This is a genomic window from Streptomyces sp. cmx-18-6 (genome assembly GCF_046548915.1).
Taxonomy (GTDB): Bacteria; Actinomycetota; Actinomycetes; order Streptomycetales; family Streptomycetaceae; genus Streptomyces.
In genome coordinates this window covers 133837-155223 of sequence record NZ_JAEBEP010000016.1, presented here as the reverse complement: position 1 = coordinate 155223, position 21387 = coordinate 133837, and the positions used below count along the sequence as shown (strand labels likewise).

20 protein-coding genes and 1 CRISPR repeat array are annotated in these 21387 nt (G+C 71.4%); of the genes, 8 read left to right on the top strand and 12 right to left on the bottom strand.

Features of this window, described 5'->3' with window-relative positions:
- Positions 1 to 333 precede the first annotated feature (333 nt).
- Together ACLJPL_RS29940 and ACLJPL_RS29935 are read left to right on the top strand one after the other, a co-directional pair.
- Complete coding sequence (locus ACLJPL_RS29940; RefSeq protein WP_411084077.1) at positions 334 to 576, top strand: type II toxin-antitoxin system Phd/YefM family antitoxin; 243 nt, start codon at positions 334 to 336, stop codon at positions 574 to 576.
- Positions 573 to 1019 (top strand): PIN domain-containing protein, encoded by a 447-nt coding sequence (locus tag ACLJPL_RS29935; RefSeq protein ID WP_411084076.1) that lies wholly within the window; start codon positions 573 to 575, stop codon positions 1017 to 1019. Before ACLJPL_RS29940 ends, ACLJPL_RS29935 begins: the two co-directional genes overlap by 4 nt.
- Before the next feature lie 313 nt (positions 1020 to 1332).
- A CRISPR array of direct repeats spans positions 1333 to 1828; the repeat unit is 29 nt; unit sequence GGGACCACCCCCGCACGCGCGGGGAGCAC.
- 131 nt (positions 1829 to 1959) lie between these two features.
- Here ACLJPL_RS29935 and ACLJPL_RS29930 read toward each other — a convergent pair.
- Together ACLJPL_RS29930 and ACLJPL_RS29925 are read right to left on the bottom strand one after the other, a co-directional pair.
- A complete protein-coding gene (locus tag ACLJPL_RS29930) occupies positions 1960 to 3873 on the bottom strand; it encodes an AMP-dependent synthetase/ligase (protein WP_411084075.1) in 1914 nt (637 codons plus the stop codon).
- A gap of 408 nt (positions 3874 to 4281) precedes the next feature.
- Positions 4282 to 5577 (bottom strand): acetyl-CoA C-acetyltransferase, encoded by a 1296-nt coding sequence (locus ACLJPL_RS29925; protein ID WP_411084074.1) that lies wholly within the window; start codon positions 5575 to 5577, stop codon positions 4282 to 4284.
- 100 nt (positions 5578 to 5677) lie between these two features.
- Here ACLJPL_RS29925 and ACLJPL_RS29920 point away from each other — a divergent pair, with 100 nt between their 5' ends.
- From ACLJPL_RS29920 to vph, 3 genes are all read left to right on the top strand, one after another.
- The gene (locus ACLJPL_RS29920; protein ID WP_411084073.1) at positions 5678 to 7027 is read left to right on the top strand and encodes a 3-oxoacyl-ACP reductase; all 1350 of its coding nucleotides are present in this window, start codon (positions 5678 to 5680) and stop codon (positions 7025 to 7027) included.
- A 5-nt stretch (positions 7028 to 7032) separates the two neighbouring features.
- The gene (locus tag ACLJPL_RS29915) at positions 7033 to 7881 is read left to right on the top strand and encodes a MaoC family dehydratase (protein ID WP_411084072.1); all 849 of its coding nucleotides are present in this window, start codon (positions 7033 to 7035) and stop codon (positions 7879 to 7881) included.
- Between the two features lie 291 nt (positions 7882 to 8172).
- Positions 8173 to 9036 carry a viomycin phosphotransferase gene (vph, locus tag ACLJPL_RS29910; protein ID WP_411084071.1) on the top strand — a complete coding sequence of 288 codons (864 nt, stop codon included), beginning with the start codon at positions 8173 to 8175 and terminating at the stop codon, positions 9034 to 9036.
- A gap of 185 nt (positions 9037 to 9221) precedes the next feature.
- Here vph and ACLJPL_RS29905 read toward each other — a convergent pair whose 3' ends face one another.
- Both ACLJPL_RS29905 and ACLJPL_RS29900 read right to left on the bottom strand, forming a co-directional pair.
- Positions 9222 to 9944: an alpha/beta fold hydrolase gene (locus ACLJPL_RS29905; protein ID WP_411084070.1), complete on the bottom strand. Its 723-nt coding sequence runs from the start codon at positions 9942 to 9944 to the stop codon at positions 9222 to 9224.
- A 60-nt stretch (positions 9945 to 10004) separates the two neighbouring features.
- Positions 10005 to 10631, bottom strand: a complete 627-nt coding sequence (locus ACLJPL_RS29900) for a TetR/AcrR family transcriptional regulator (protein ID WP_411084069.1) — start codon at positions 10629 to 10631, stop codon at positions 10005 to 10007.
- A 265-nt stretch (positions 10632 to 10896) separates the two neighbouring features.
- Between ACLJPL_RS29900 and ACLJPL_RS29895 the strand changes: the two genes are divergently transcribed.
- A complete protein-coding gene (locus ACLJPL_RS29895) occupies positions 10897 to 12192 on the top strand; it encodes an alpha/beta hydrolase family protein (protein WP_411084068.1) in 1296 nt (431 codons plus the stop codon).
- A 221-nt stretch (positions 12193 to 12413) separates the two neighbouring features.
- Here the strand turns inward: ACLJPL_RS29895 and ACLJPL_RS29890 are convergent, their stop codons facing one another.
- The 5 genes from ACLJPL_RS29890 to ACLJPL_RS29870 form a co-directional block, all read right to left on the bottom strand.
- Positions 12414 to 13808 (bottom strand): dicarboxylate/amino acid:cation symporter, encoded by a 1395-nt coding sequence (locus ACLJPL_RS29890; protein ID WP_411084067.1) that lies wholly within the window; start codon positions 13806 to 13808, stop codon positions 12414 to 12416.
- Between the two features lie 443 nt (positions 13809 to 14251).
- Entirely contained in the window at positions 14252 to 14521 is a 270-nt protein-coding gene (locus ACLJPL_RS29885; RefSeq protein WP_411084066.1) for a DUF4229 domain-containing protein, read from the bottom strand.
- Between the two features lie 130 nt (positions 14522 to 14651).
- Positions 14652 to 15188 (bottom strand): GNAT family N-acetyltransferase, encoded by a 537-nt coding sequence (locus tag ACLJPL_RS29880; protein ID WP_411084065.1) that lies wholly within the window; start codon positions 15186 to 15188, stop codon positions 14652 to 14654.
- 133 nt (positions 15189 to 15321) lie between these two features.
- Positions 15322 to 16485: an aminofutalosine synthase MqnE gene (mqnE, locus tag ACLJPL_RS29875; protein ID WP_109167452.1), complete on the bottom strand. Its 1164-nt coding sequence runs from the start codon at positions 16483 to 16485 to the stop codon at positions 15322 to 15324.
- Positions 16486 to 16578: 93 nt separating this feature from the next.
- Positions 16579 to 17034: an Lrp/AsnC family transcriptional regulator gene (locus ACLJPL_RS29870; protein ID WP_010063935.1), complete on the bottom strand. Its 456-nt coding sequence runs from the start codon at positions 17032 to 17034 to the stop codon at positions 16579 to 16581.
- Between the two features lie 121 nt (positions 17035 to 17155).
- Between ACLJPL_RS29870 and ACLJPL_RS29865 the strand changes: the two genes are divergently transcribed.
- Complete coding sequence (locus ACLJPL_RS29865; protein ID WP_411084064.1) at positions 17156 to 17302, top strand: hypothetical protein; 147 nt, start codon at positions 17156 to 17158, stop codon at positions 17300 to 17302.
- A 10-nt stretch (positions 17303 to 17312) separates the two neighbouring features.
- Here ACLJPL_RS29865 and ACLJPL_RS29860 read toward each other — a convergent pair whose 3' ends face one another.
- Entirely contained in the window at positions 17313 to 18011 is a 699-nt protein-coding gene (locus ACLJPL_RS29860) for a UbiX family flavin prenyltransferase (protein ID WP_411084063.1), read from the bottom strand.
- A gap of 121 nt (positions 18012 to 18132) precedes the next feature.
- On the opposite strand from ACLJPL_RS29860, the gene ACLJPL_RS29855 reads away from it, so the two are divergent.
- Complete coding sequence (locus ACLJPL_RS29855) at positions 18133 to 18783, top strand: rhomboid family intramembrane serine protease (RefSeq protein WP_411084062.1); 651 nt, start codon at positions 18133 to 18135, stop codon at positions 18781 to 18783.
- Between the two features lie 18 nt (positions 18784 to 18801).
- On the opposite strand, the gene mqnP is transcribed toward ACLJPL_RS29855, so the two are convergent.
- Both mqnP and ACLJPL_RS29845 read right to left on the bottom strand, forming a co-directional pair.
- Positions 18802 to 19713: a menaquinone biosynthesis prenyltransferase MqnP gene (mqnP, locus tag ACLJPL_RS29850; protein WP_411084087.1), complete on the bottom strand. Its 912-nt coding sequence runs from the start codon at positions 19711 to 19713 to the stop codon at positions 18802 to 18804.
- Positions 19714 to 19724: 11 nt separating this feature from the next.
- Complete coding sequence (locus tag ACLJPL_RS29845) at positions 19725 to 21182, bottom strand: menaquinone biosynthesis decarboxylase (protein WP_411084061.1); 1458 nt, start codon at positions 21180 to 21182, stop codon at positions 19725 to 19727.
- Between the last annotated feature and the right edge of the window lie 205 nt (positions 21183 to 21387).

Below are 21387 nucleotides of genomic sequence, written 5' to 3'. Positions count from 1 at the left end.
CCGTCGCCGGCCCGCCGCCCGACCGAAGCGAGCACCGGACCGGGCCCCGCGGGCGCGGGGAGCACGACCAGACCATCCCGGCCGACGCGGCGTACGCGGGGCCATCCCCGCATTGGCGGGGAGCACTGAACCGGGATCCCTCGGGACTCCCGATTCACGGGACCATCCCCGCACGCGCGGGGAGCGTTCGTCTAACTCACGATGTTTTCGGCGTCGAAGAGTAGGCCGTCCGACCAGGCACTACGAGCCGAACGCACCTTTCGGGAAGAAGCGGTCCGTTCAATGAGGCTGACGACGCCGGAGCCTCGGCCAACATGTAGTAACATGTAGTACATGGAGACCACTGCTCGTGAGTTCAATCAGAGATCCTCACAGATCCTTGCTGCGGCAGCACGCGGTGAGACCATCACCGTCACCAAGAACGGCACTGCTGTCGCGCGTGTCGTGCCCATCAGCGACGACGACATCCCCCCGTACCCCACCGACCCCATGGGTGCCATAGAGCTCCCCGATCTCGGCCTGCCTGATCTCACCGACGACGAGATCGAGGACGTGCTCAAGGGGATGGGGTCTTGAGCCTGGTCGCCATCGCGGACACCAACGCCCTCTACCGACTTCTCGACCCGAGACTCGCCGGCCACGAATCACACAAAGAGGGGCTGGCGGCGATCAGCCACTTGATCATCTCCCCTTTCGTCCTGGCCGAGCTCGACTACCTGATCACCACGAAGGCCGGGCCACGCCAGGCCCTGAAGGCGGCACGGTTCATCGAACACAACGCAGCCACCAGACGCTTCGAGGTCCCGTCTGTCGGCGCGCACCTGAGTGCTGCGATCGCCGTCGCGGAGGGCTACGTGGACGCGGACAGCGGCAAGGGCATCGGGATGGCAGACGCGATGAACGTCGCGCTGGCCGCCGCGTACCGTACAGAGGTCATCTTCACCACCGACCGCCACTTCCGTATGGTGCGGCCCCTGACTGGGCACATGGCATTCCGGTTGCTGCCCGACGACCTCTGACGAACGGCAATGCACTACACCCGTGACAACGTCGCGCTCGGGGACCAGCCCGGCTGGCCTCGCGCCGCATCCAACGGCTGCTGACCTGGCACAGCCACGTCAGCAGCCGTTGGATACAGAGAGAACCGCATCCGCCAATCGCTCCACCGCGTCCAGTCGGCCATGGAGCCGGGGCCGCTCCACCGTATTACGGAGTCGGTGAGGAGCGGGTTCAGCTCGTTACCCAGGGCCCCCGCATCAACAATTCCTCGCAGGCAATACCCCGCACGCGCGGGGAGCATCTCGGCTTCCGGTTCGTCCTCGTCCGGGACGCGGGACCACCCCCGCACACGCGGGGAGCACGTCGCCATTCCGTCCCGTGCCCGGCGACCTCCGGGACCACCCCCGGCGGCGCAGCTCCACGGCCAGGAGCCGGGGACCACCCCCGCACGCGCGGGGAGCACTTCCCGGCCCGGAAGATGGTCGTTGACGACCCGGGACCACCCCCGCACGCGCGGGGAGCACGCCGAGGCGTACATCGCGGAGAGTAGTTGCCGGGGACCACCCCCGCACGCGCGGGGAGCACGTCGCCCTCACCGCGGCGAACATCAACCGGCTGGGACCACCCCCGCACGCGCGGGGAGCACCGCACCAGGGTGGTGGGCATGTCGCCGCCGAAGGGACCACCCCCGCACGCGCGGGGAGCACTGTCAGGCCCCCATCCACTCGTCGGTGCTCACGGGACCACCCCCGCACGCGCGGGGAGCACGCCCAATACCGCTTCAGCTTTCCGATGGTCGCGGGACCACCCCCGCACGCGCGGGGAGCACAGTTCGTGACCTGGGGTTTTAGTTCGGCGCAGCCGTGTTTTTCATGACTTGCAGAGAAACCGACATAAGCCACCGATCCGTCAGGGGGCGATTCCCCAGCCCACCCTACCGAGAACAGTCACCCCACCCCCTCACCGCCGATACAACTCCTCGATCTCTCCCGAGAAGTCCCGCGCGATCGCGTCCCGCTTCAGTTTCAGCGAAGGCGTCAAGTGCCCCTGCTCCTCGGTGAAGTCCACTGGCAGCACCGCGAACTTGCGGATCGACTCCGCGCGGGAGACCAGGCGGTTCGCCTCGTCCACCGCTCGCTGCAACGACGTGCGCAGGTCCTCGTCGTGGACCAACTCCCTTAGCGGCACGTCCTGTTTCTTCGTCATCTGACGCCAGTGCTGGAGGCCGTCCGGCTCCAGGGTGATCAGGGCCGTGATGTACGAGCGGTTGTCGCCGACCACCATGCACTGGCTGACCAAGGGGTGGGCGCGGAGCCAGTCCTCCAAGGGGGCCGGGGTGACGTTCTTGCCGCCCGACGTGATGATGATGTCCTTCTTGCGGCCCGTGATCGACAGGTAGCCGTCCTCGTCCAACTCCCCCAGGTCCCCCGTGGGGAACCAGTCGCCGTCCAGGAGGTACGGGATCGGTTCCGCGCGTTCCGGGTCCCAGTAGCCCCGGAACACCTGGCCGCCCCGGAGCAGCACCTCGCCGTCGTCCGCGATGCGTACCGACGTACCGGGGAGTGGCCAACCGACCGTGCCCAGGCGGGGTTTGAGGGGTGGGGTCACCGTGTGGGCCGCCGTCGTCTCCGTCAGGCCGTACCCCTCGAAGATGCCGATGCCCGCGCCCTCGTAGAACGCCGCGAGCCTCCGGCCCAGCGGGGAGCCGCCGCAGATCACGTACCGGACCTTGCCGCCGAGGGCCGCCCGGATGCGGCGGTAGACCAGCGGGTCGTACAGGGCACGGGCCGCGCGCAGGCCGAGGCCGGGACCCGGGCCGGTGCCGTGTTCGGCGGCCTCGACCGCCTTTCCGTAGCGCTGCGCGATGCGTGCCGCGCGGTCGAACGACGAAGCGCGGCCCATCTTTTCGGCCGTCGCCCGGCCCGTGTTGTAGACCTTCTCCAGTACGTACGGGATGGCGAGGAGGAAGGTGGGGCGGAAGCCCGCCAGGTCCGTCAGCAGGTCCTCCGTCTGGATGGAGGGGGCGTGGCCGAGGCGGACCCTCGCCCTCATGCAGCCGATCGCCACCATCCTCCCGAACACGTGCGAGAGCGGCAGGAAGAGCAGCGTGGACGCCGGGTCCTTCGATACCGACTTGAAGACCGGGTGGAGCAGTTCGATCGCGTTGTCCACCTCGGCGAAGAAGTTGCCGTGGGTGAGGACGCAGCCCTTCGGGCGGCCCGTGGTGCCCGAGGTGTAGATGAGGGTGGCGGGGCTGTCGGGTTCCAGCGTGGCGCGGCGGGCCGTCACCGCCGCGTCGGGGATGTCCTTGCCGAGCGACTTGAGGTGGCCGATCGCCCCCGTGTCGAACTGCCACAGGTGCGCCAGGTCGCCCAGTTGCCTGCGCTCCTGGCTGATCAGGCGGCCCTGCTCCTTCGTCTCCACCGCGCACGCCACCGCGCCCGAGTTCTGGAGGATCCAGCGGGCCTGGAACGCGGAGGAGGTCGGGTAGACGGGGACCGTCACCAGACCGGCCGCCCAGGACGCGAAGTCCAGGAGCGTCCACTCGTACGTCGTACGGGCCATGATCGCGACCCGGTCCCCCGCCCGCAGCCCCTCCGCCATCAGGCCCTTCGCCACCGCCAGCACCTCGGCGGCGAACTCGGCGGCGCTCACGTCGTGCCAGGCCCCCTCGGCGTCCTTGCGGCTGAGCACCGCCTCGGCTGGGGCCTCCCGGGCGTTGTCGAACGGGATCTCCGCCAGCGAGCCCCGCAGCACGGGAGGCGCGAACGCCGGTACGGAGACCTCCTGGACCCGGCCGTCCGGGCCTCTCCTCTTCGTCGGCTCCACCAAAGCCGGGGCAGCGGGCGTGGGGGCGGATGAAGGCGTTGACACGTGCGGCTCCTCGGGTTCGGGGGGTCGGGCGGGTCTCGTCGTCGATCGCCGGGTCGTCCGTCCGGCGGGGGCGGGTGGCAGAAGGGCGTGATGGCGGAAGTCCGTCGTGACAGCCGGCCGTCGTGACAGCCGGCCGTTGTGGCAGCCGGCCGTTGTGGCAGCCGGCCGTTGTGGCAGCCGGCCGTTGTGGCAGAGGCCCGCTGCGGCGGCACGCCCTCGCGGCAGACGGGCGTGGTGGCGGAGTCCCTTGCGGCAGACGGGCTGGTGGCGGAGCCCTTTGCGGCAGAAGGCGTGGTGGCGGAGTCCCTCGCGACAGAAGGTCATCGTGGCGGAAGTCCCTCGCGACAGAAGGTCATCGTGGCGGAGTCCCTCGCGACAGAAGGGCGTCGTTGCGGAAGCCCCTCGCGGCTACGGGCGTTCCAGGATGGCCGTGACCCCCTGCCCGCCCGCCGCGCAGACCAAGATCAGCCCCCGTCCCGGAGCCTCCCGTTCCGCCAGCAGCTTGGCCAACGTGGCAACGATCCGCGCCCCGGTGGCGGCGAAGGGGTGGCCCGTCGCGAGGGAGGAGCCCGCGACGTTCAGGCGGGTGCGGTCCAGCGGGGTCAGGCCCTGCTTCTCCCAGGCCGCGAGGGTCGCCAGCACCTGGGAGGCGAACGCCTCGTGGATCTCGTACAGGTCGAAGTCCTCGATCCCCAGCCCGGCCCGCTCCAGCAGGCGCGGCACCGCGTACGCCGGGGCCATGAGGAGGCCGTCGTCGCCGTCCACGTAATCCACCGCCGCCGTCTCGTAGAGGGTGAGGTGGGCCAGCGGCTCGAAGCCGCGCGAGCGCGCCCACTCCTCGCTCGCCAGCAGCACCGTCGCCGCGCCGTCCGTGAGGGGCGTGGAGTTGCCCGCCGTCATCGTCGCCGTACCGGGGTCGTCCGTGCCGAACACCGGTTTGAGGGTGGCGAGTTTGGCGGGGGTGGAGCCGGGGCGGAGGTTCTGGTCGCGGTCGAGCCCCTGGTACGGGACGACGAGGTCGTCCAGGAAGCCGCGTTCGTACGCCGCCGCCAGGCGCTGGTGGCTCGTGGCCGCCAACTGGTCCTGGTCCTCGCGGCTCACCGCCCAGCGGCGGGCGGTGCGGGCCGCGTGTTCGCCCATGGACAGGCCGGTGCGGGGTTCCGCGTTGCGCGGGATGTCCGGGACCAGGTGGCGGGGACGTACCGCCGACAGGGCCTTGAGGCGGGCTCCCGCCGTCCTCGCGCGGCGGGCGGCCAGCAGGATGCGGCGCAGGTCGTCGTTGACGCCGAGCGGGGCGTCGCTCGTGGTGTCGGAGCCCCCGGCGATGGCCGAGTCCACAGCACCCAGAGCGATCTTGTTGGCGGCGGCGATCACGGCCTGGAGGCCCGTACCGCACGCCTGTTGGACGTCGTACGCCGGTGTGCGCGGGTCCAGCGACGAGCCGAGGACCGTCTCGCGGGCCAGGTTGAAGTCGCGGCTGTGCTTGAGGACCGCGCCCGCGACGAACTCCCCCACCCGCTGCCCTTCCAGGCCGAACCGCGCCACGAGCCCCTCCAGCGCGGCGGTCAGCAGGTCCTGGTTGGAGGCGGTCGCGTACGGGCCGTCCGAGCGGGCGAAGGGGGTACGGCTGCCGCCCAGGACCGCGACGCGGCGGGGTTGCGGGAGAGCGAGGGGAATCGGCCGGGAAGGCGTCATCGTGACCATCTCGTCTCGGTCGGTCCGGGATTGTTCATCTCGACCAGCTCCTGACTCTTCAGTAACCTTACTCTGGAGTAAATCTACGACCGAGCAGGGAGTCAGGACAATGGCCGATCGCTATCTGCACCTCACCGGCACAGCACCCGGCCGCTTCCTCACCCGCCGCCTCGGCCTGCCGCAGCCCGTCCCGCTGCGCCGCTGGACCCTGGAGACCCCGCACCTGGACGGGCCGCTGCTGCATCTGACGGCCGGGGCGTCGGCGGTACCGGGGGCGGCGGAGGTGCTGGCCGGGGCCGGGCTCCCGCTGGTCGAGCGCACCGACCGGCCCGCCGCGATCGTGCTCGACGCCACCGGGGTCGCCACCGCCGCCGGGCTCGGTGACGTACACGCCGCCCTGCACCCCGTCGTACGCTCCCTCGCGCCGGGCGGGCGGATCGTCGTCCTGGGTACGGCGCCGTCGCCCGACGACCATCACCAGGCCGCCGCCCAGCAGGCCCTGGAAGGGTTCGTCCGGTCGCTGGGCAAGGAGATCGGGCGCGGTTCCACCGTCCAGCTCGTACGGATTCCGGTCGGCGGGACGGCTCAGGCCGCCGGGTCCACCCTCCGCTTCCTGCTCTCCCCGCGCTCCGCGTACGTCAGCGGCCAGGTCATCGAGCTCACCACCGCCGCCTCCGACCCCGCCACCCCCGACCCGGCCGCCTCCGCCCCCGTCACCGACCCGGCCGCCCCGCTCGCCGGCCGCACGGCCCTGGTGACCGGGGCCGCCCGGGGCATCGGCGCGGCCGTCGCCTCGGTGCTGGCCCGCGACGGGGCGCGGGTGATCGCGCTGGACGTTCCGCAGGCCCGGGAGGACCTGGAACGTACCGCCGACCGGCTCGGAGCCACCGCGCTCCCGCTGGACATCACCGCACCGGACGCCGCCGACCGCATCGCCGCCGCCGCGCCGGACGGGCTCGGCGTCCTCGTCCACAACGCCGGCATCACCCGCGACCGCCGCCTCGCCAACATGCCCGCCGACCGCTGGGCCTCGGTCGTCGACGTCAACCTGGACAGCGTGCTCCGCACCACCGACGAACTCCTGAAGGCGGGTGCGATCACGCGCGGCGGCCGGATCGTCGCCACCGCGTCCATCGCGGGCATCGCCGGCAACAACGGCCAGACCAACTACGCCGCCAGCAAGGCCGGCATCATCGGGCTGGTCCGCTCGCCCGGCCCGCGCGCCGCCGCCGAGCACGGCGTCACGGTCAACGCGGTCGCGCCCGGCTTCATCGAGACGAAGATGACGGCCGCCGTGCCGTTCCTCATCCGCGAGGCGGGCCGCCGCATGAACTCCCTTTCCCAGGGCGGACTTCCGGTCGACGTCGCGGAAGCCGTCGCCTGGTTCGCCCAGCCCGCGTCCTCCGCCGTCAACGGCCAGGTGCTGCGCGTGTGCGGCCAGAGCCTGCTGGGAGCGTGAGCGCGATGAACGGGCTGAGCTCCTCTCTCGTACGCGGGGCCGTGACCTCGCCGTTCAAGCGCGCCGGTCGGCCGGGGGCCGCACTGCCCGCCGACCGCCCGACCCGCCCGGCCGCACCCGCCGAACCCGGCCCGCTCGCCGCGTACCGCCGGATCTGCGGCTTCCCCGATTCCGGGCCGCTGCCCCTCACGTACCCCCATGTCCTGGGCTTCCCGCTCGCCCTGCGGCTGATGACCGGACGGGCCTTCCCGCTGCCCGTCGTCGGGCTCGTCCACACCTGGATCGAGATCGGCGCCCACCGGCCGGTGCAGCTCGGAGAGCCGATTGAACTCTCGGTGTACGCAGACGAGTTGACGCCCCACCGGCGCGGCACCGAGGTCACCATGGTGACCGAGGCGCGCGTGGCCGGGGAGCTGGTGTGGGAGTCGCGCAGCGGCTATCTGTCACGGCACGCGACGGAGGCAGCCGGGCAGAGCGAGGACAGGGCCCCCGCCGCAGCCGCCGCCCCCGCGCTCCCCGCCGTCGCGGAGTGGCGGCTGCCCGGCGATCTCGGGCGGCGGTACGGAGCCGTCTCCGGCGACCGCAACCCGATCCACCTGCACCCCCTCACCGCCCGCCTCTTCGGCTTCCCCCGGGCCATCGCCCACGGCATGTGGACGGCCGCCCGCTGTCTGGCCGAGGCGGGCGAGCCCGATCGAATCCATACCGTACGGGCCGAGTTCAGGGCCCCCGTCCTGCTGCCCGCCACCGTGACGTACGCGGCCGACCCGGCGGGGGAAGCCTTCGCCCTGCGCGGCGGCGAGGGCGGGCGCGTGCACCTGGTCGGGAGGATCACGCGGCGACAGGGCGGGTGACCTGAGTCGGAGATTCTTGGGCGGCAGGGCGGCAGGGCGGCGACGAGGACCTTACGCGGCCATCAAGGCCGCATGCGCCATGCGGGCGATTCAGGCGATGCAGGCGACTAGGCGACCCCCTGGGCTCGCGCCAAATGGGTTCGCCTTGTGGGCCGTTCGGCGGTTGGATGGGGGCGCGATGTGCGGAATGCCCGGTCGCCGCGCATCGGTCCCCGCACACCGGTCGCCGCGCACCGGCTGCCGGGCCAGGCGCACATCGCCTCCGTCCCGCCCCCGGACCCAAGGTCACCCGTGAGCATCCGTACCACGCATCGCGCTCTGCTTCGCCGCCTGCTGCCCGACGACGAACCAGGTGAACTCACCGTACGACAGGGGCAGTTCCACCATGTGATCCTGGGATCGGACCGCGTCGTGTGCCTGCCTCGCACCCGGGCGGCGGCGGCCCGTCTGCCCGGGCGGGTTGCCGCGCTGCGTGCGCTCGCCGGGCTCGACCTCGGCTTCCGCACGCCTGAGCCGCTGGTGCAGGGCAACGCCCCCGACGCCGACGGGACGCCGTTCCTGGTGCTCAGCCGCCTCCAGGGAGAGCCGCTGGACGCCGACGCGCTCAGTGACGCCCGAGTGGCCGACGCCGTGGCAGCGCAGTACGCCACGCTGCTGGCCGGTCTGGACCGGGCCGGCGTCGACGCGAGCGCACGGGCGGTTCTGCCCGAAGCGGCACGGGACCGGTGGCAGCGCTTCGCGGAGAGCGTCCGCGCCGAGTTGTTCCCGCTCATGTCCGACCATGGGCGTCGGCGGGCCGAACGGGAACTCGTGGCGATCCAGGACCTTCCCCACCTCACCCGGGCGGTGGTGCACGGCGACCTCGGGCCCGAGAACGTGCTGTGGGAGTGGACGGACGGCCTGCCGCGTCTTTCCGGAGTGCTCGACTGGGACGACGTCGCGCTCGGCGACCCGGCCGAGGACCTCGCGGCCATCGGCGCCGGTCATGGCCCCGAAATCCTGGCGCGGGTGCTCGCCGCAGGCGGCGGGGCGGACAGCGGGCTCAGCGACCGCATGGCCGCCATGCGCGGCACGTTCGCCCTTCAGCAGGCCCTCTACGCCCACCTCGACGGCGACGAAGGGGAACGCGCGGACGGCTTGGCGGGCTACCGCTGAGGCAACCGGCACATCCGCTCCCTGGAGCATCCGCCTCATCCACGCGTCCAGTCCGCTTCCCCTCCGCGCCCTGTCCTCCTCCCCCTCCGCCTCCCTTACGCGTTCGGGCACGCGGCGAGGGCCCCAGCTCCGGCACGTCCGTCCGTGCTCAGGGCAGTTGGCGGGTCCGGCGCGTCCGTCCGTGCTCAGGGCAGTTGGCGGGCGAAGCGGCGGACGGCATCCGTGAAGGCGGCCGGATCGTCGAAGTTCGCGAGATGTCGTGCCCGGGGGATCAGTTCGACCCGGGCATCCGGATGCGCACCGGCGAAATCCCTCTCGCCGGACCGGAAGACGCTGTCCTTCTCGCCGTTCAGGATGAGCACGGGCGCGGCCACATCACGCATCGCGTCGGCGTCGAAGCGGCCCAGCACCTCGCCCCAGGCGTCCGGCAGGGTGTGGAAGGCGTAACCGGCGCGGATGGTCGCCTCCACCACCTCGGGAGGATGGAGCCGGCGCAGCAACCAGTCGTTCCACCGGGTCAGCCGGTCCGCCGGCAGGCGGGGGACGAGCCCGGCGACCCACCGGTACGGGGCGGCCCACGCACCACGGGTCGAGGCGCTGGCCCCCGCGAGGACGAGGCCCCGCAGCAGCCCGGGCCGGCGGCGCGCGAACTCCAGTGAGGCGTAACCGCCGAGCGAGTGCCCGACGACCAGAGCCGGTCCACGGTCGAGCGCGTCCACCGCCGAAGCGATGATCTCCGCCGCCGCGTCCAGGCTCCAGGGTTCGGCGGAGCGGCCGCCGTGGCCCGGGAGGTCGACGGCGGCCACCGCGAAGTCGTCGCGGAGTGCGGAAAGTTGAGGGCTCCACTGCCCCGCGCTGAACCGTGTCCCGTGTACGAACACGATGGGCGGTGCGCCCGCTGCCGTCATGAGTCCCCCTGGATCCGTACGCTCTGCGCGCTCCACGCTCCTCGCGCCACCTCCGGGAGACTACGAAACGTCCGCCGGAGGCTGCCACGGGCGGGCGTGCATCAGGTTCTCCAGGCCCGCCCAGGCGAAGTTCATCAAGGTCGCCGCGGCCTCCTTCGCCGAGACGCCCGGGGTGTCGTTGGCCCAGCCCGCCAGGGACTCCGCCGCGCCCACGAGCGCCTGCGCGAGGCCCGCCACGTCACGGTCCGCCAGGGCGGGGTCGCGGTGCGCCTCGCGGGCGGCGGCTCCGATCAGGCCCGTCACGAAGGCGACGATCTCGTCGCGCATCACCACCACCTCGCTCACGAACGGCTCCCCGTGCGAGCGCGCCTGGCGGTTCAACACCGCCCAGCCGTCCGGGTTCTCGGCGGTGTGGGTGAAGAACGCCCTAAGCCCCGACCAGAGTTGGCCGTCCGCGGGAAGGTCCGGGTCGACTCCTGCCCGTACCGCTTCCACCAGGGCCGCCGCCTCGCGCCGGATGCAGGCGGAGAACAGGTCCTCCTTGGAATTCAGGTACAGGTAGACCAACGGCTTGGAGACGCCCGCCAGCTCCGCGATCTCGTCCATCGAGGCGGCCCGGTATCCGCGTTGCCCGAAGGTGCGCACCGCGGCGTCCATCATCTGCTGCTCACGCACGGCGCGTGGCATCCGTTTGCTCTTCACAGCACCCACGTCGACTTCCTCCCCGCCCCACGGTCCTGCTCCCCGGCAAGGGTACGGCGCGGACCGGACCCCGTCGTACGGAGCGGACCGGGCCGGTCCGGACCGGCCCGGTGTCCTACGGCGCGGGGCGTGCCGCCGTCGTACGGGGCGAGGGGCCTACGGGTCCGGCGCCGGGTCATACCGTGGTCCGACGCCGGTTCCACCCCGGGTCCGACGCGGCCGTCCGGGCCCCTGGCCTAGCGTGACGACCATGACGATCTTCCTTCGCGGCAGGCCCGCCCCGACCGCATCCGTCGTTCCCGTGACCGTACTGACCGTACTGACCGCCCTGGCCGCCCTGACCGGTGCGGTCGCGCCCGCGTCGGCGTCCGCACCCGGACCGGCGTCCGCGTCGGCGTCGGCCGCCCCGGCCCCAGGCCCAGCCCCGGACTCCGCACCAGCCGCCAAGTCCCCTGACGCCACAGCGGTTTCGGCTCTCGCGCTCCCGCGCCCCACCGGCCCGTACGCCACCGGCCGCGACACCGTGTTCCTGACCGATCGCGGGCGGCCCGACCCGTGGGCGCCCGCCGCGGGGGCGCGGCAGTTGCTGGTGTCGCTGCACTACCCGGCCCGCACCGGCAGCGGCGGCGCGCCGGCCCCGTACATGACGACCGAGGAGGCGCGGCTGATGCTCGCGCAGCGCGGGCTGGAGAACGTCGTTCCGCCCGGCGTGGTCAGTGCCGCCCGGACCCACTCCCGTATCGATGCCCGGCCCGCTCCCGGGCGGTTCCCGCTGGTCCTGCTCTCCCCCGGGTTCGGCATGCCCCGGGCCACCCTGACGGGGCTCGCGGAGGACCTGGCGAGCCGTGGTTACGTCGTGGCGACCGCGGACCATCCGTACGAGTCGACCGGTACGCAACTGCCGGACGGCCGGTTCCTCACCTGCGCCGCCTGCGAGAAGGTGTCCGCTCAGCCCGACGCGGCGAGCCGGGAGAAGGTCCTGGCGGCCGTCTCCACCGGGCGGGGCGCCGACTTCTCCTTCCTGCTGGACCGGCTGACGGGGCCGCGCTCCTCCTGGCGGCACGCCGGGATCATCGACCCGCACCGGGTGGGCATGGCGGGCCACTCCATCGGTGGCAACGCGGCCGCCTCCACGATGGCCGCCGACCGCCGCGTGGACGCCGGGATCAACATGGACGGCACGTTCTTCGACCCGGCCCCCGTGTCGGGGCTCGGCGGCCGGCCGTTCCTGATGCTCGGCACCGAGGCCGATCACCGGCCCGGCAGCGCCGACACGTCCTGGGACAAGGGCTGGGGTCGGCTGGACGGCTGGAAGCGCTGGCTGACCGTGCGGGACTCCGGGCACTTCACGTTCACCGACACCCCGGTGCTCGGCGAGCAGCTCGGCCTGGAGGACCCGGATGCGCCGCTGTCCGCCGACCGCTCGACGGTGATCACCAGGAGTTACGTGGCCGCCTTCTTCGACCGGCACCTGCGCGGCCGGGCGGCTCCGCTGCTGAACGGGCCGGTCCCGGCGCACCCCGAGGTCGTCTTCCACCGGCCCTGACCGCCCGCGCCCTTTCCCGCGCTCCTCTCTGTCTCCTTTCCCGCGCTCCTCTCGCACCCTTCCCGCGCTCCTCTCTGCCTCCCTTCCCGCGCTCCCCTCGGCCCTCTGCCCGCGCGAAAGCGCCCCCGGTCCCGCCGCCTCGCGAAGAGGTGGTGGGCCAGGGGCGCTCAGGGCCGTACGGGATCGCGCTGCCGTAACGGCTACGACTGCGGCTCCTGCCGCTACGCGGTGGCCGGAGCCCCGGTCTCCGGTCCCGCGTCGCGGATCCCGCCCCGGTCGGCGGCGGCGTCGGAGGAGCCGGCCGCGTCGATCGAGGAGGCCGAGGCCGAGTTGTACTTGTCGTGGTCGAGGATCTTCTCGCGGGCCGCGACGATGACCGGGATCAGCGCCTGGCCGGTCACGTTGGCGGCGGTGCGGATCATGTCCAGGATCGGTTCGATGGCCATCAGCAGGCCGACGCCCTCCAGGGGGAGGCCCAGCGTGGAGAGGGTCAGGGTCAGCATGACCGTCGCGCCGGTGAGGCCGGCGGTGGCGGCCGAGCCGATCACCGAGACGAAGGCGATGAGCACGTAGTCGCCGATGCCCAGCTGCACGTCGAAGATCTGCGCGATGAAGATCGCCGCCAGCGCCGGGTAGATCGCGGCGCAGCCGTCCATCTTCGTGGTCGCCCCGAACGGGACGGCGAAGGAGGCGTACTCCTTCGGGACGCCGAGGCGCTCGGTGACCCGCTGGGTGACCGGCATGGTGCCGACCGAGGAGCGGGAGACGAAGGCGAGCTGGATCGCGGGCCAGGCGCCCTTGAAGAACTGGAGCGGGCTGACCTTCGCGACGGTGGCCAGGAGCAGCGGGTAGACGCCGAACATCACCAGGAGGCAGCCGATGTAGACGTCGGCGGTGAACGTCGCGTACTTGCCGATCAGGTCCCAGCCGTAGGTGGCGATGGCGTAGCCGATGAGGCCGATGGTGCCGATCGGGGCCAGGCGGATGACCCACCACAGGGCCTTCTGGAGCAGCTCCAGGATGGACTGGCTGAGCGTCAGGATCGGCTGGGCCTTGTCGCCGAGCTTGAGGGCCGCGATACCGGCGACGGCCGCCAGGAAGACGATCTGGAGCACGTTCAGCTCGGTGAACGGCGTGATGACGTTGCTCGGGATGATGCCGGTGAGGAAGTCGATCCAGCTGCCGGTGCGCTCGGGCAGCTTGCCGTCCTTCGGCGTGAGGCCGGTGCCGGCTCCCGGGTTGGTCAGCAGGCCGATGAGGAGGCCGATGCCCACCGCGATCAGCGACGTGATCATGAACCAGAGCAGGGTGCGGGTGGCCAGCCGGGCGGCGTTGTTGACCTTGCGCAGGTTGGTGATCGACACCAGGATCGCGAAGAAGACCAGCGGGGCCACGGCCAGCTTCAGCAGCTGGACGAAGATCGAGCCGACCTTGTCGAGCGTGGTGACGAGCCAGGAGACGTCCTGGCTGCGGGCCAGCCAGCCCAGCAGGACGCCGAGGACCAGACCGGCGACGATCTGGGCCCAGAAGGGGACCTTGGGTATGCGCGAACCGGGGCCGGAGCCGGTGGACGGCTGCTCGGCCTCGGACGCGGCGGACGCGGAATTCGCGGACACGGACACACTCCAGTGGGGGGCGCGCGACCGGACGTACGGGACAGACGCACGGTCGTGCGGTGGAACGGGGACGGGGTTCACGGCGCCCGCGTCGGGGGCGGCGCCGCTGCATGATGCCGGATCAGACGTCGCGGCGACAGGCCGCGGACATACAGCGGCAGAGATCGACGTGCAGGCGCGCCACGAGCGGGGGGCTCACGGCATGGCTGAGGCGCACTGCTGTCTTCATGTCGAACACGTTAACACTTGAACTTTGAGAACCTCAAAGCCTTGCTTTGGGCCCGGAGGCGCCGCCAGGGCGGCCGCCGCGCACCCCGGGAACGCCGAAAGCCCCAGTGCTGGAGCGGGCCGCTCCGGTCTGGGGCTCTGCGGGGGAAATCACGAGGCGCGACCCCTGACGGGTGCGCCTGTGAGGAAACTTACGGGTGCGCCTGTGAGGGGACTTACTGAACCGCGTCCTCGCGGGTGCGGTTGGCGTCGAGGCGCGCCTTGGCCCGGTCGACCGTCGGCGCGAGCTGCACGGACATCTCGTCGCGCTGTTTGCGCAGCAGTACGAAGCTGAGCGGGGCGGAGAGGACGAGGCCGAGCAGCATGACCCAGACGATGTTGGAGCCGCCGAGCCCGGAGGGCACCAGGCCGAAGTGGACGGCGACCCCGGCGACGAAGAAGCAGCCGACGAAGATCAACAGGCGCAACGCCGTGTACCGGATCATTGCGCTCGGCTTGGCAGCGGACACGGCTGACCCTCTCTCTTCCCACGGATCCCGTGGACTCTCGACACCGTCCTGCCCGTCCAGTGAAGCATGGCCCGAATTCTCAGGGTTCAGGGGGTTCCCGGGTGGCTCACACGCCTCCCGGCCCGAGCGAAAGCAGCATGACGATGTCGTCGCGGTCGTCGCCCGGGGCGACCCGGATCGCGCCCGGCACCCGGCCGACCTCCTTGTAGCCGCAGCCGGCGTAGAAGTGCTCGACGCCGATGCCGCCGCGACAGGTGAGGCGGACGGCCTCGATGCCGTCGATGGAGCGGGCCGCGTCGGCGGCCGCCGCCATGAGGTCGCGACCGTACCCCTTGCCCTGGTGACGGGGGTGGACCATGACGGTGTAGAGCCACAGCCAGTGCCTCATCAGCCGGTGGTCGTTGAGGGTCAGGAAGGCGGTGGCGGCGACGGCCCCCTCCTCGTCGCGGCCGACGAGCAGCCGGGTGCGGCCCTGCTCGATGGCCAGGAGGTGCTTGAGCAGCTCGGGCCGGATCTCGTCGGCGGTGACGGGCGGTACGAAGCCGACCGCGCCGCCCGCGTTGCTGACATCGGCCCACAGGGCGGTGATGCCGTCGCGCAGGGCCGGCGTGAACGCGGGATCCAACTCAAAAGTAAGTGGCATAGCTGCACACTAACCATTACGTACGGAGTGGCTCAACCTGGTCCGGAACGCGAGAGAGCCCCGGCCGGGGACGGTGGCCGGGGCTCTCTCGCCTGAAGCGATGGGGCTCGTACGAGGCGGTAGCGGGGGTTCCTCAGACCCGCATCGGCTGCGGGGACTCGCGCCGGTCCGCCTCCGGGCCCGGGTACTCGCGCAGGATCTCGTACCGGGTGTTCCGCTCCACCGGCCGGAAACCGGCGTCGCGGATCAGGTCGAGCAGGTCCTCGCGGCCTAGCTTGTTGGGCGTGCCGAAGTCGTCGGCGTCATGCGTGATCTTGTACTCGACGACCGAGCCGTCCATGTCGTCCGCGCCGTGCTGGAGCGCGAGCTGGGCGGTCTGCACGCCGTGCATCACCCAGAAGACCTTGACGTGCGGCACGTTGTCGAACAGCAGCCGGGAGACGGCGAAGGTCTTCAGCGCCTCGGCCCCGGTCGCCATCGTCGTACGCGCCTGGAGCTTGTTGCGGACCTTGCCGTCCTTCATGTCCACGAAGTCGTGCTGGTAGCGCAGCGGGATGAAGACCTGGAAGCCGCCGGTCTCGTCCTGCATCTCCCGCAGCCGCAGCACGTGGTCGACGCGGTGACGGGGCTCCTCGATGTGCCCGTACAGCATCGTCGCCGGGGTCTTGAGCCCCTTCTCGTGCGCGAGGCGGTGGATGCGCGACCAGTCCTCCCAGTGGGTGCGGTGGTCGACGATGTGCTGGCGGACCTCCCAGTCGAAGATCTCCGCGCCGCCGCCGGTCAGCGATTCGAGACCGGCCTCGATCAGCTCGTCGAGGATCTCGGAGGCGCTCAGGCCGGAGATCGTCTCGAAGTGGTGGATCTCCGTCGCCGTGAACGCCTTCAGCGCCACGTCCGGCAGGGCTTCCTTCAGCGCGCTGAGCGACCGCGGGTAGTAGCGCCACGGGAGGTTGGGGTGGAGGCCGTTGACGATGTGCAGCTCGGTGAGGTTCTCGCCCTCCATCGCCTTGGCGAGGCTGACGGCCTCCTCGATGCGCATCGTGTACGCGTCCTTCTCGCCCGGCTTGCGCTGGAACGAGCAGTACGCGCACGAGGCGGTGCACACGTTGGTCATGTTGAGGTGGCGGTTGACGTTGAAGTGCACCACGTCGCCGTTCTTACGGGTGCGCACCTCGTGCGCCAGCCCGCCGAGCCACGCCAGGTCGTCGGACGCGTACAGCGCGATGCCGTCCTCGCGGGTCAGCCGCTCGCCGGCCCGGACCTTCTGCTCCAGCTCGCGCTTGAGTCCCGCGTCCACCTGGCCGCCTCCTATTTCCTCCGTGCAACAGACCGCACCAACCGTACTCCCCCGCCCTTCGGGCGGGTGTGCCCCCTCTGCGGCGCTCCGCGCCTACGACTCCTCGGGAAGTTCCCCGACCCGGTTCTCCCACTTCGTGGAGAGCACGATCGTGGTGCGGGTCCGGGAGACGCCCTTCGTGCCGCTCAGCCGCCGGATCGTCTTCTCCAGGCCGTCCACGTCGCCGACCCGCACCTTGAGCATGTACGAGTCGTCGCCCGCGATGAACCAGCAGTCCTCGATCTCCGCGAGGTCCTTCAGCCGGCGCGCCACGTCCTCGTGGTCGGCGGCGTCCGAGAGCGAGATCCCGATCAGCGCGGTGACGCCGAGGCCGAGCGAGGCCGAGTCGACGGTGGCGCGGTAGCCGGTGATGACACCGGCGGTTTCCAGCCGGTTGATGCGGTCGGTGACGCTGGGCCCGGAGAGCCCCACGAGCCGCCCCAGCTCGGCGTACGAAGCCCTGCCGTTCTCTCTCAGGGCCTGGATGAGCTGCCTGTCCACCGCGTCCATATGACTGAAACCTTCCATTGTTCAGCAGTACCGCGAGTCTACGTGTAGAATCTAAGGCGTACAGGGTTCGCACCCTGTAAATCTTCTAGAACATCCAAGAAAAGCTTTCGAATCTTCAGGAGTGAACTTCACCGTGTACACGATCGAGATGGCCTACGCCCGGATGCGCGAGATGCAGGACCTGGCCAACCGCTCGCGTGCCCACCAGCCCGCCGCCGCGCACCGGGTCGACAAGGCCCGCACCCCGCGCAGGACCAAGAAGCGCTGACCGGGACCCCTCAGTCCCCCGGGCTGCGGGAGCCGCCACCGAGCTCTCCCTCCCAGCGGCGGTACAGCCGATGGGCCACGCCCGCCGCGTCCAGCACCCGCCCCGCGACGAAGTCCACCAGGTCCTGGATGTGCGTCGCGCCCGCGTAGAACGCCGGGGAGGCGGGCAGCACGACCGCGCCCGCCTCGTCCAGGGCCACCATCTGCTTCAGCGTCTGGCCGCTCAGCGGAGTCTCGCGCACCGCGACGACGAGCGGGCGGCGCTCCTTGAGCGTCACGCTCGCGGCCCGCTGGAGCAGGTCCTTGGACAGCCCGAGCGCCACCCCGGCCACACAGGCCGTCGAGGCCGGCACGATGAGCATCCCTTTCGCCGGGTACGACCCCGAGGACGGCCCGGCGGCCAGATCACCGGCCGGCCAGTGGCGTACGCGCTCCAGCTCCGCGTCGCCCACCGCGAGGTCGCCCGACGCGAAGGCGTCCGGCTTCCCGTCCGCGCCCCGCGCCAGCCAGCAGCGCAGGTCCTCGCGCCAGTGCCCGTCCCTGAAGGCGATGCCGGTCTCGTCCAGCAGGGTGAGGCGCGAGGCCCGGCTCACCACCAGATCCACGCTCTCGCCGCCCGCCAGCAGCCCGCGCAGCACGGCGGCCGCGAACGGGGTCCCCGAAGCACCGGACACCCCGACAATCCAAGGCCGCCGCTGCTCATGAGTCACTGAAGTCCCGGATTCCACACCCGCGAGCCTATCCGGCGCACCCCGACACGCCGCACCCGGAACCGGGCGGCGGCCCGGGACGTTCCACAGATGACGGGCAACCCGGGGGCAGGGGAAGACCATGGGCGACTACTGGAGCACCGACCGCGGCACAGGCAGCCACTCGGGCGGCCGCGCGGGCGGCACGACGACCGGCGGTGCGCGGGCGCTGACCGCCGGAATCCTGATGGTGGGCTGGGTCGCCCTGCTGTGGGCCCTCGAAGGGATCGACACGGCGACCGGCCACGCCCTGGACACCTACGGCATCAGCCCGCGCGAGGTGGCCGAGCTGCGCGATGTGGTGCCCGCCGCGTTCCTGCACAGCGGCTGGGAGCACGTCGCGTCCAACAGCGTTCCGCTGCTGGTCCTCGGCTTCATAGCCGCCCTCGGCGGACTGCGCAGATTCGCCGCTGTCGTCGTGACGATCATCCTGTTCAGCGGCCTCGGCGTCTGGCTGACCGCCCCGGCGTACACGGTGACGCTCGGCGCGTCCGGCGTGGTCTTCGGGCTGCTGGGCTATCTCCTGGTCCGCGGCTTCGTGGACCGCCGCCCCTGGGACGTGCTGATAGGCGTCGGGGTCGCCGTGGTCTACGGCTCGCTGCTCTGGGGCATCCTGCCCACCCAGTCGGGCGTCAGCTGGCAGGGCCACCTCTTCGGGCTGATAGGCGGCGTGGCGGCGGCCTTCTTCTTCCGCCGCCCGCGCCGCGCACCGGACAACCTGGTCACGGTCTGAGGCGTCGCCCCACCAGCCCTACGGGGTGAGGCCGCGCACCAGCAGGTCGAGCAGCGCGCAGGCGAACAGCGCCATTCCGATGAAGCCGTTGACGGAGAAGAAGGCGCGGTTCAGCCGGGACAGGTCGTGCGGCCGCACGACGCGGTGCTCGTAGACGAACGCCACCGCCACGATCACCATGCCGATCCAGTAGAAGACCTCGGCGTCCGTCGCCAGCCCGAACCAGACCAGCAGCCCCGTCGTGATCACATGGCACACCCGCGCGCCCCACAGCGCGGCCGGGATCCCGAAGCGCGCCGGGAAGGAGAGCACCCCGTGGGCCCGGTCCGCGGCCACGTCCTGGCAGGCGAAGATCAGGTCGAAGCCGCCGATCCAGATCCCCACGGCCAGCCCGAGGATCACCGCGTCCCACGACCAGCTGCCGGTCACCGCGAGCCACGCGCCGATCGGCCCGATGGCCTGCGCGAGGCCCAGGATGGCGTGCGGGAAGTTCGTGAACCGCTTGCCGTACGGGTAGACCACCATCGGCACGACCGCGAGCGGCGCGAGCATCAGGCAGAGCGGGTTGAGCAGGGCCGCCGCGCCCAGGAAGACGACGAGCGCGACGAGCGCCCCCGTCCAGGCCGACTTCACCGACACCGCGCCGGTCACCAGCTCACGGCCGGCGGTGCGCGGGTTGTGGGCGTCGATCTCCCGGTCGATGATCCGGTTGGCGGCCATGGCGAAGGTCCGCAGCCCCACCATCGCCAGGGTGACGAGCAGCAGCGTGCCCCAGTGGATCGTGCCGTCCAGCCGGAACATCGCGGTGAGCGCCGCGATGTACGCGAAGGGCAGCGCGAAGACCGAGTGCTCGATCATCACCAGCCGCAGGAAGGACGTCACACCCCCGCGTCGGCGGGGAACCTCCGCGCCGCCCCCGGCTTGCACCATAGGGATGTCGGTCACAGACCGTATTCCTTCCAACGTCGGGTCACCCGTTCGGCCGTCTCCGGGTCGGAGACGACCATCTCCGGCCAGCCGCCGTCCCGGGTATAGCCCTCGGTGGGCAGCTTCCTCGTCGCGTCGATGCCCGCCTTGCCGCCCCAGAACTGCTGGTACGAGGCGTGGTCGAGGTGGTCGACGGGGCCCTCGACGACGGTCAGGTCGCGGGAGTAGTCGGTGTTGCCGAGCGCCCGCCACGCCACCTCGTGCAGGTCGTGGACGTCGCAGTCGGCGTCCACCACCACGATCAGCTTGGTCAGCGACATCATGTGCGCCCCCCACACGGCGCTCATCACCTTCTGCGCGTGCTTCGGGTACTTCTTGTCGATCGAGACGATCGCGCAGTTGTGGAAGCCGCCCGACTCCGGCAGGTGGTAGTCCACGATGTCCGGCACGATGATCTTCAGCAGCGGCAGGAAGAACCGCTCCGTGGCCCGGCCCAGCGGGCCGTCCTCGGTCGGCGGGCGGCCGACCACGATGGACTGGAGCAGCGGCCGCTTGCGCATGGTGACGCAGTCGATGGTCAGTGCGGGGAACGGTTCCTGCGGGGTGTAGAAGCCGGTGTGGTCCCCGAACGGGCCCTCCGGCAGCATCTCGCCCGGCTCCAGCCACCCTTCGATGACGACCTCGGCGCGGGCGGGCACCTGGAGCGGCACGGTCTTGCAGTCGACCATCTCGATCCGCTTGCCCTGGATGAACCCGGCGAAGAGGTACTCGTCGATGTCCCCGGGCAGCGGCGCGGTGGAGGCGTACGTCACGGCGGGCGGCGCGCCGAACGCGATGGCGACGGGCAGCCGCTCACCGCGCCGGGCGGCGACCTGGTAGTGGTTGGCGCTGTCCTTGTGGATCTGCCAGTGCATCCCGATGGTGCGCCGGTCGTGGCGCTGGAGGCGGTAGAGCCCCAGGTTCCGCACGCCGGTCTCGGGGTGCTTGGTGTGGGTCAGGCCCAGGTTGAAGAACGAGCCGCCGTCCTCGGGCCAGGTGAACAGCGCGGGCAGCTTGTCCAGGTCGACGTCGTCGCCCTTCAGCACGATCTCCTGGACGGGCGCGTCGTCGGACTTCACCTTCTTCGGCGGCACGTGGACCATCGAGCCGAGCTTCCCGAAGGCTTCCCGGACGCCGACGAAGCCCTGCGGCAGCTCCGGCTTGAGCAGCCCGCCGATCTTGTCGCTGATGTCCGCGTACGACTTCAGCCCGAGCGCCTTGAGCAGACGCCGGTCGGTGCCGAAGACGTTCATGGCCAGGGGCATCGAGGACCCCTTGACGTTCTCGAAGAGCAGGGCGGGGCCGCCCGCCTTGTTCACCCGGTCGACGATCTCGCCGACCTCCAGGTGAGGATCGACCTCGGCCTTGACGCGCTTGAGATCACCATCGCGTTCAAGAGCCCGGAGCAGGGAGCGGAGATCGTCGTAAGCCATGCGGTCCAGTTTGTCATCCCCGCCCGCGCGGCCCCCTGGGGGCTCCCCCGGGCCCCGGGGCCTTTCGTCCGGATCGGGCCGGGCTCGCGGGGTCCGGCCCGATCCGGACGAAAGGCCCTAGCCCGGGATTCGCGGCGGTCAGCCGGTACCCTGGCGGCGACACCGGGGAACCATCACGCCCCGCCGCCGCTTCTTGGGGGACGCA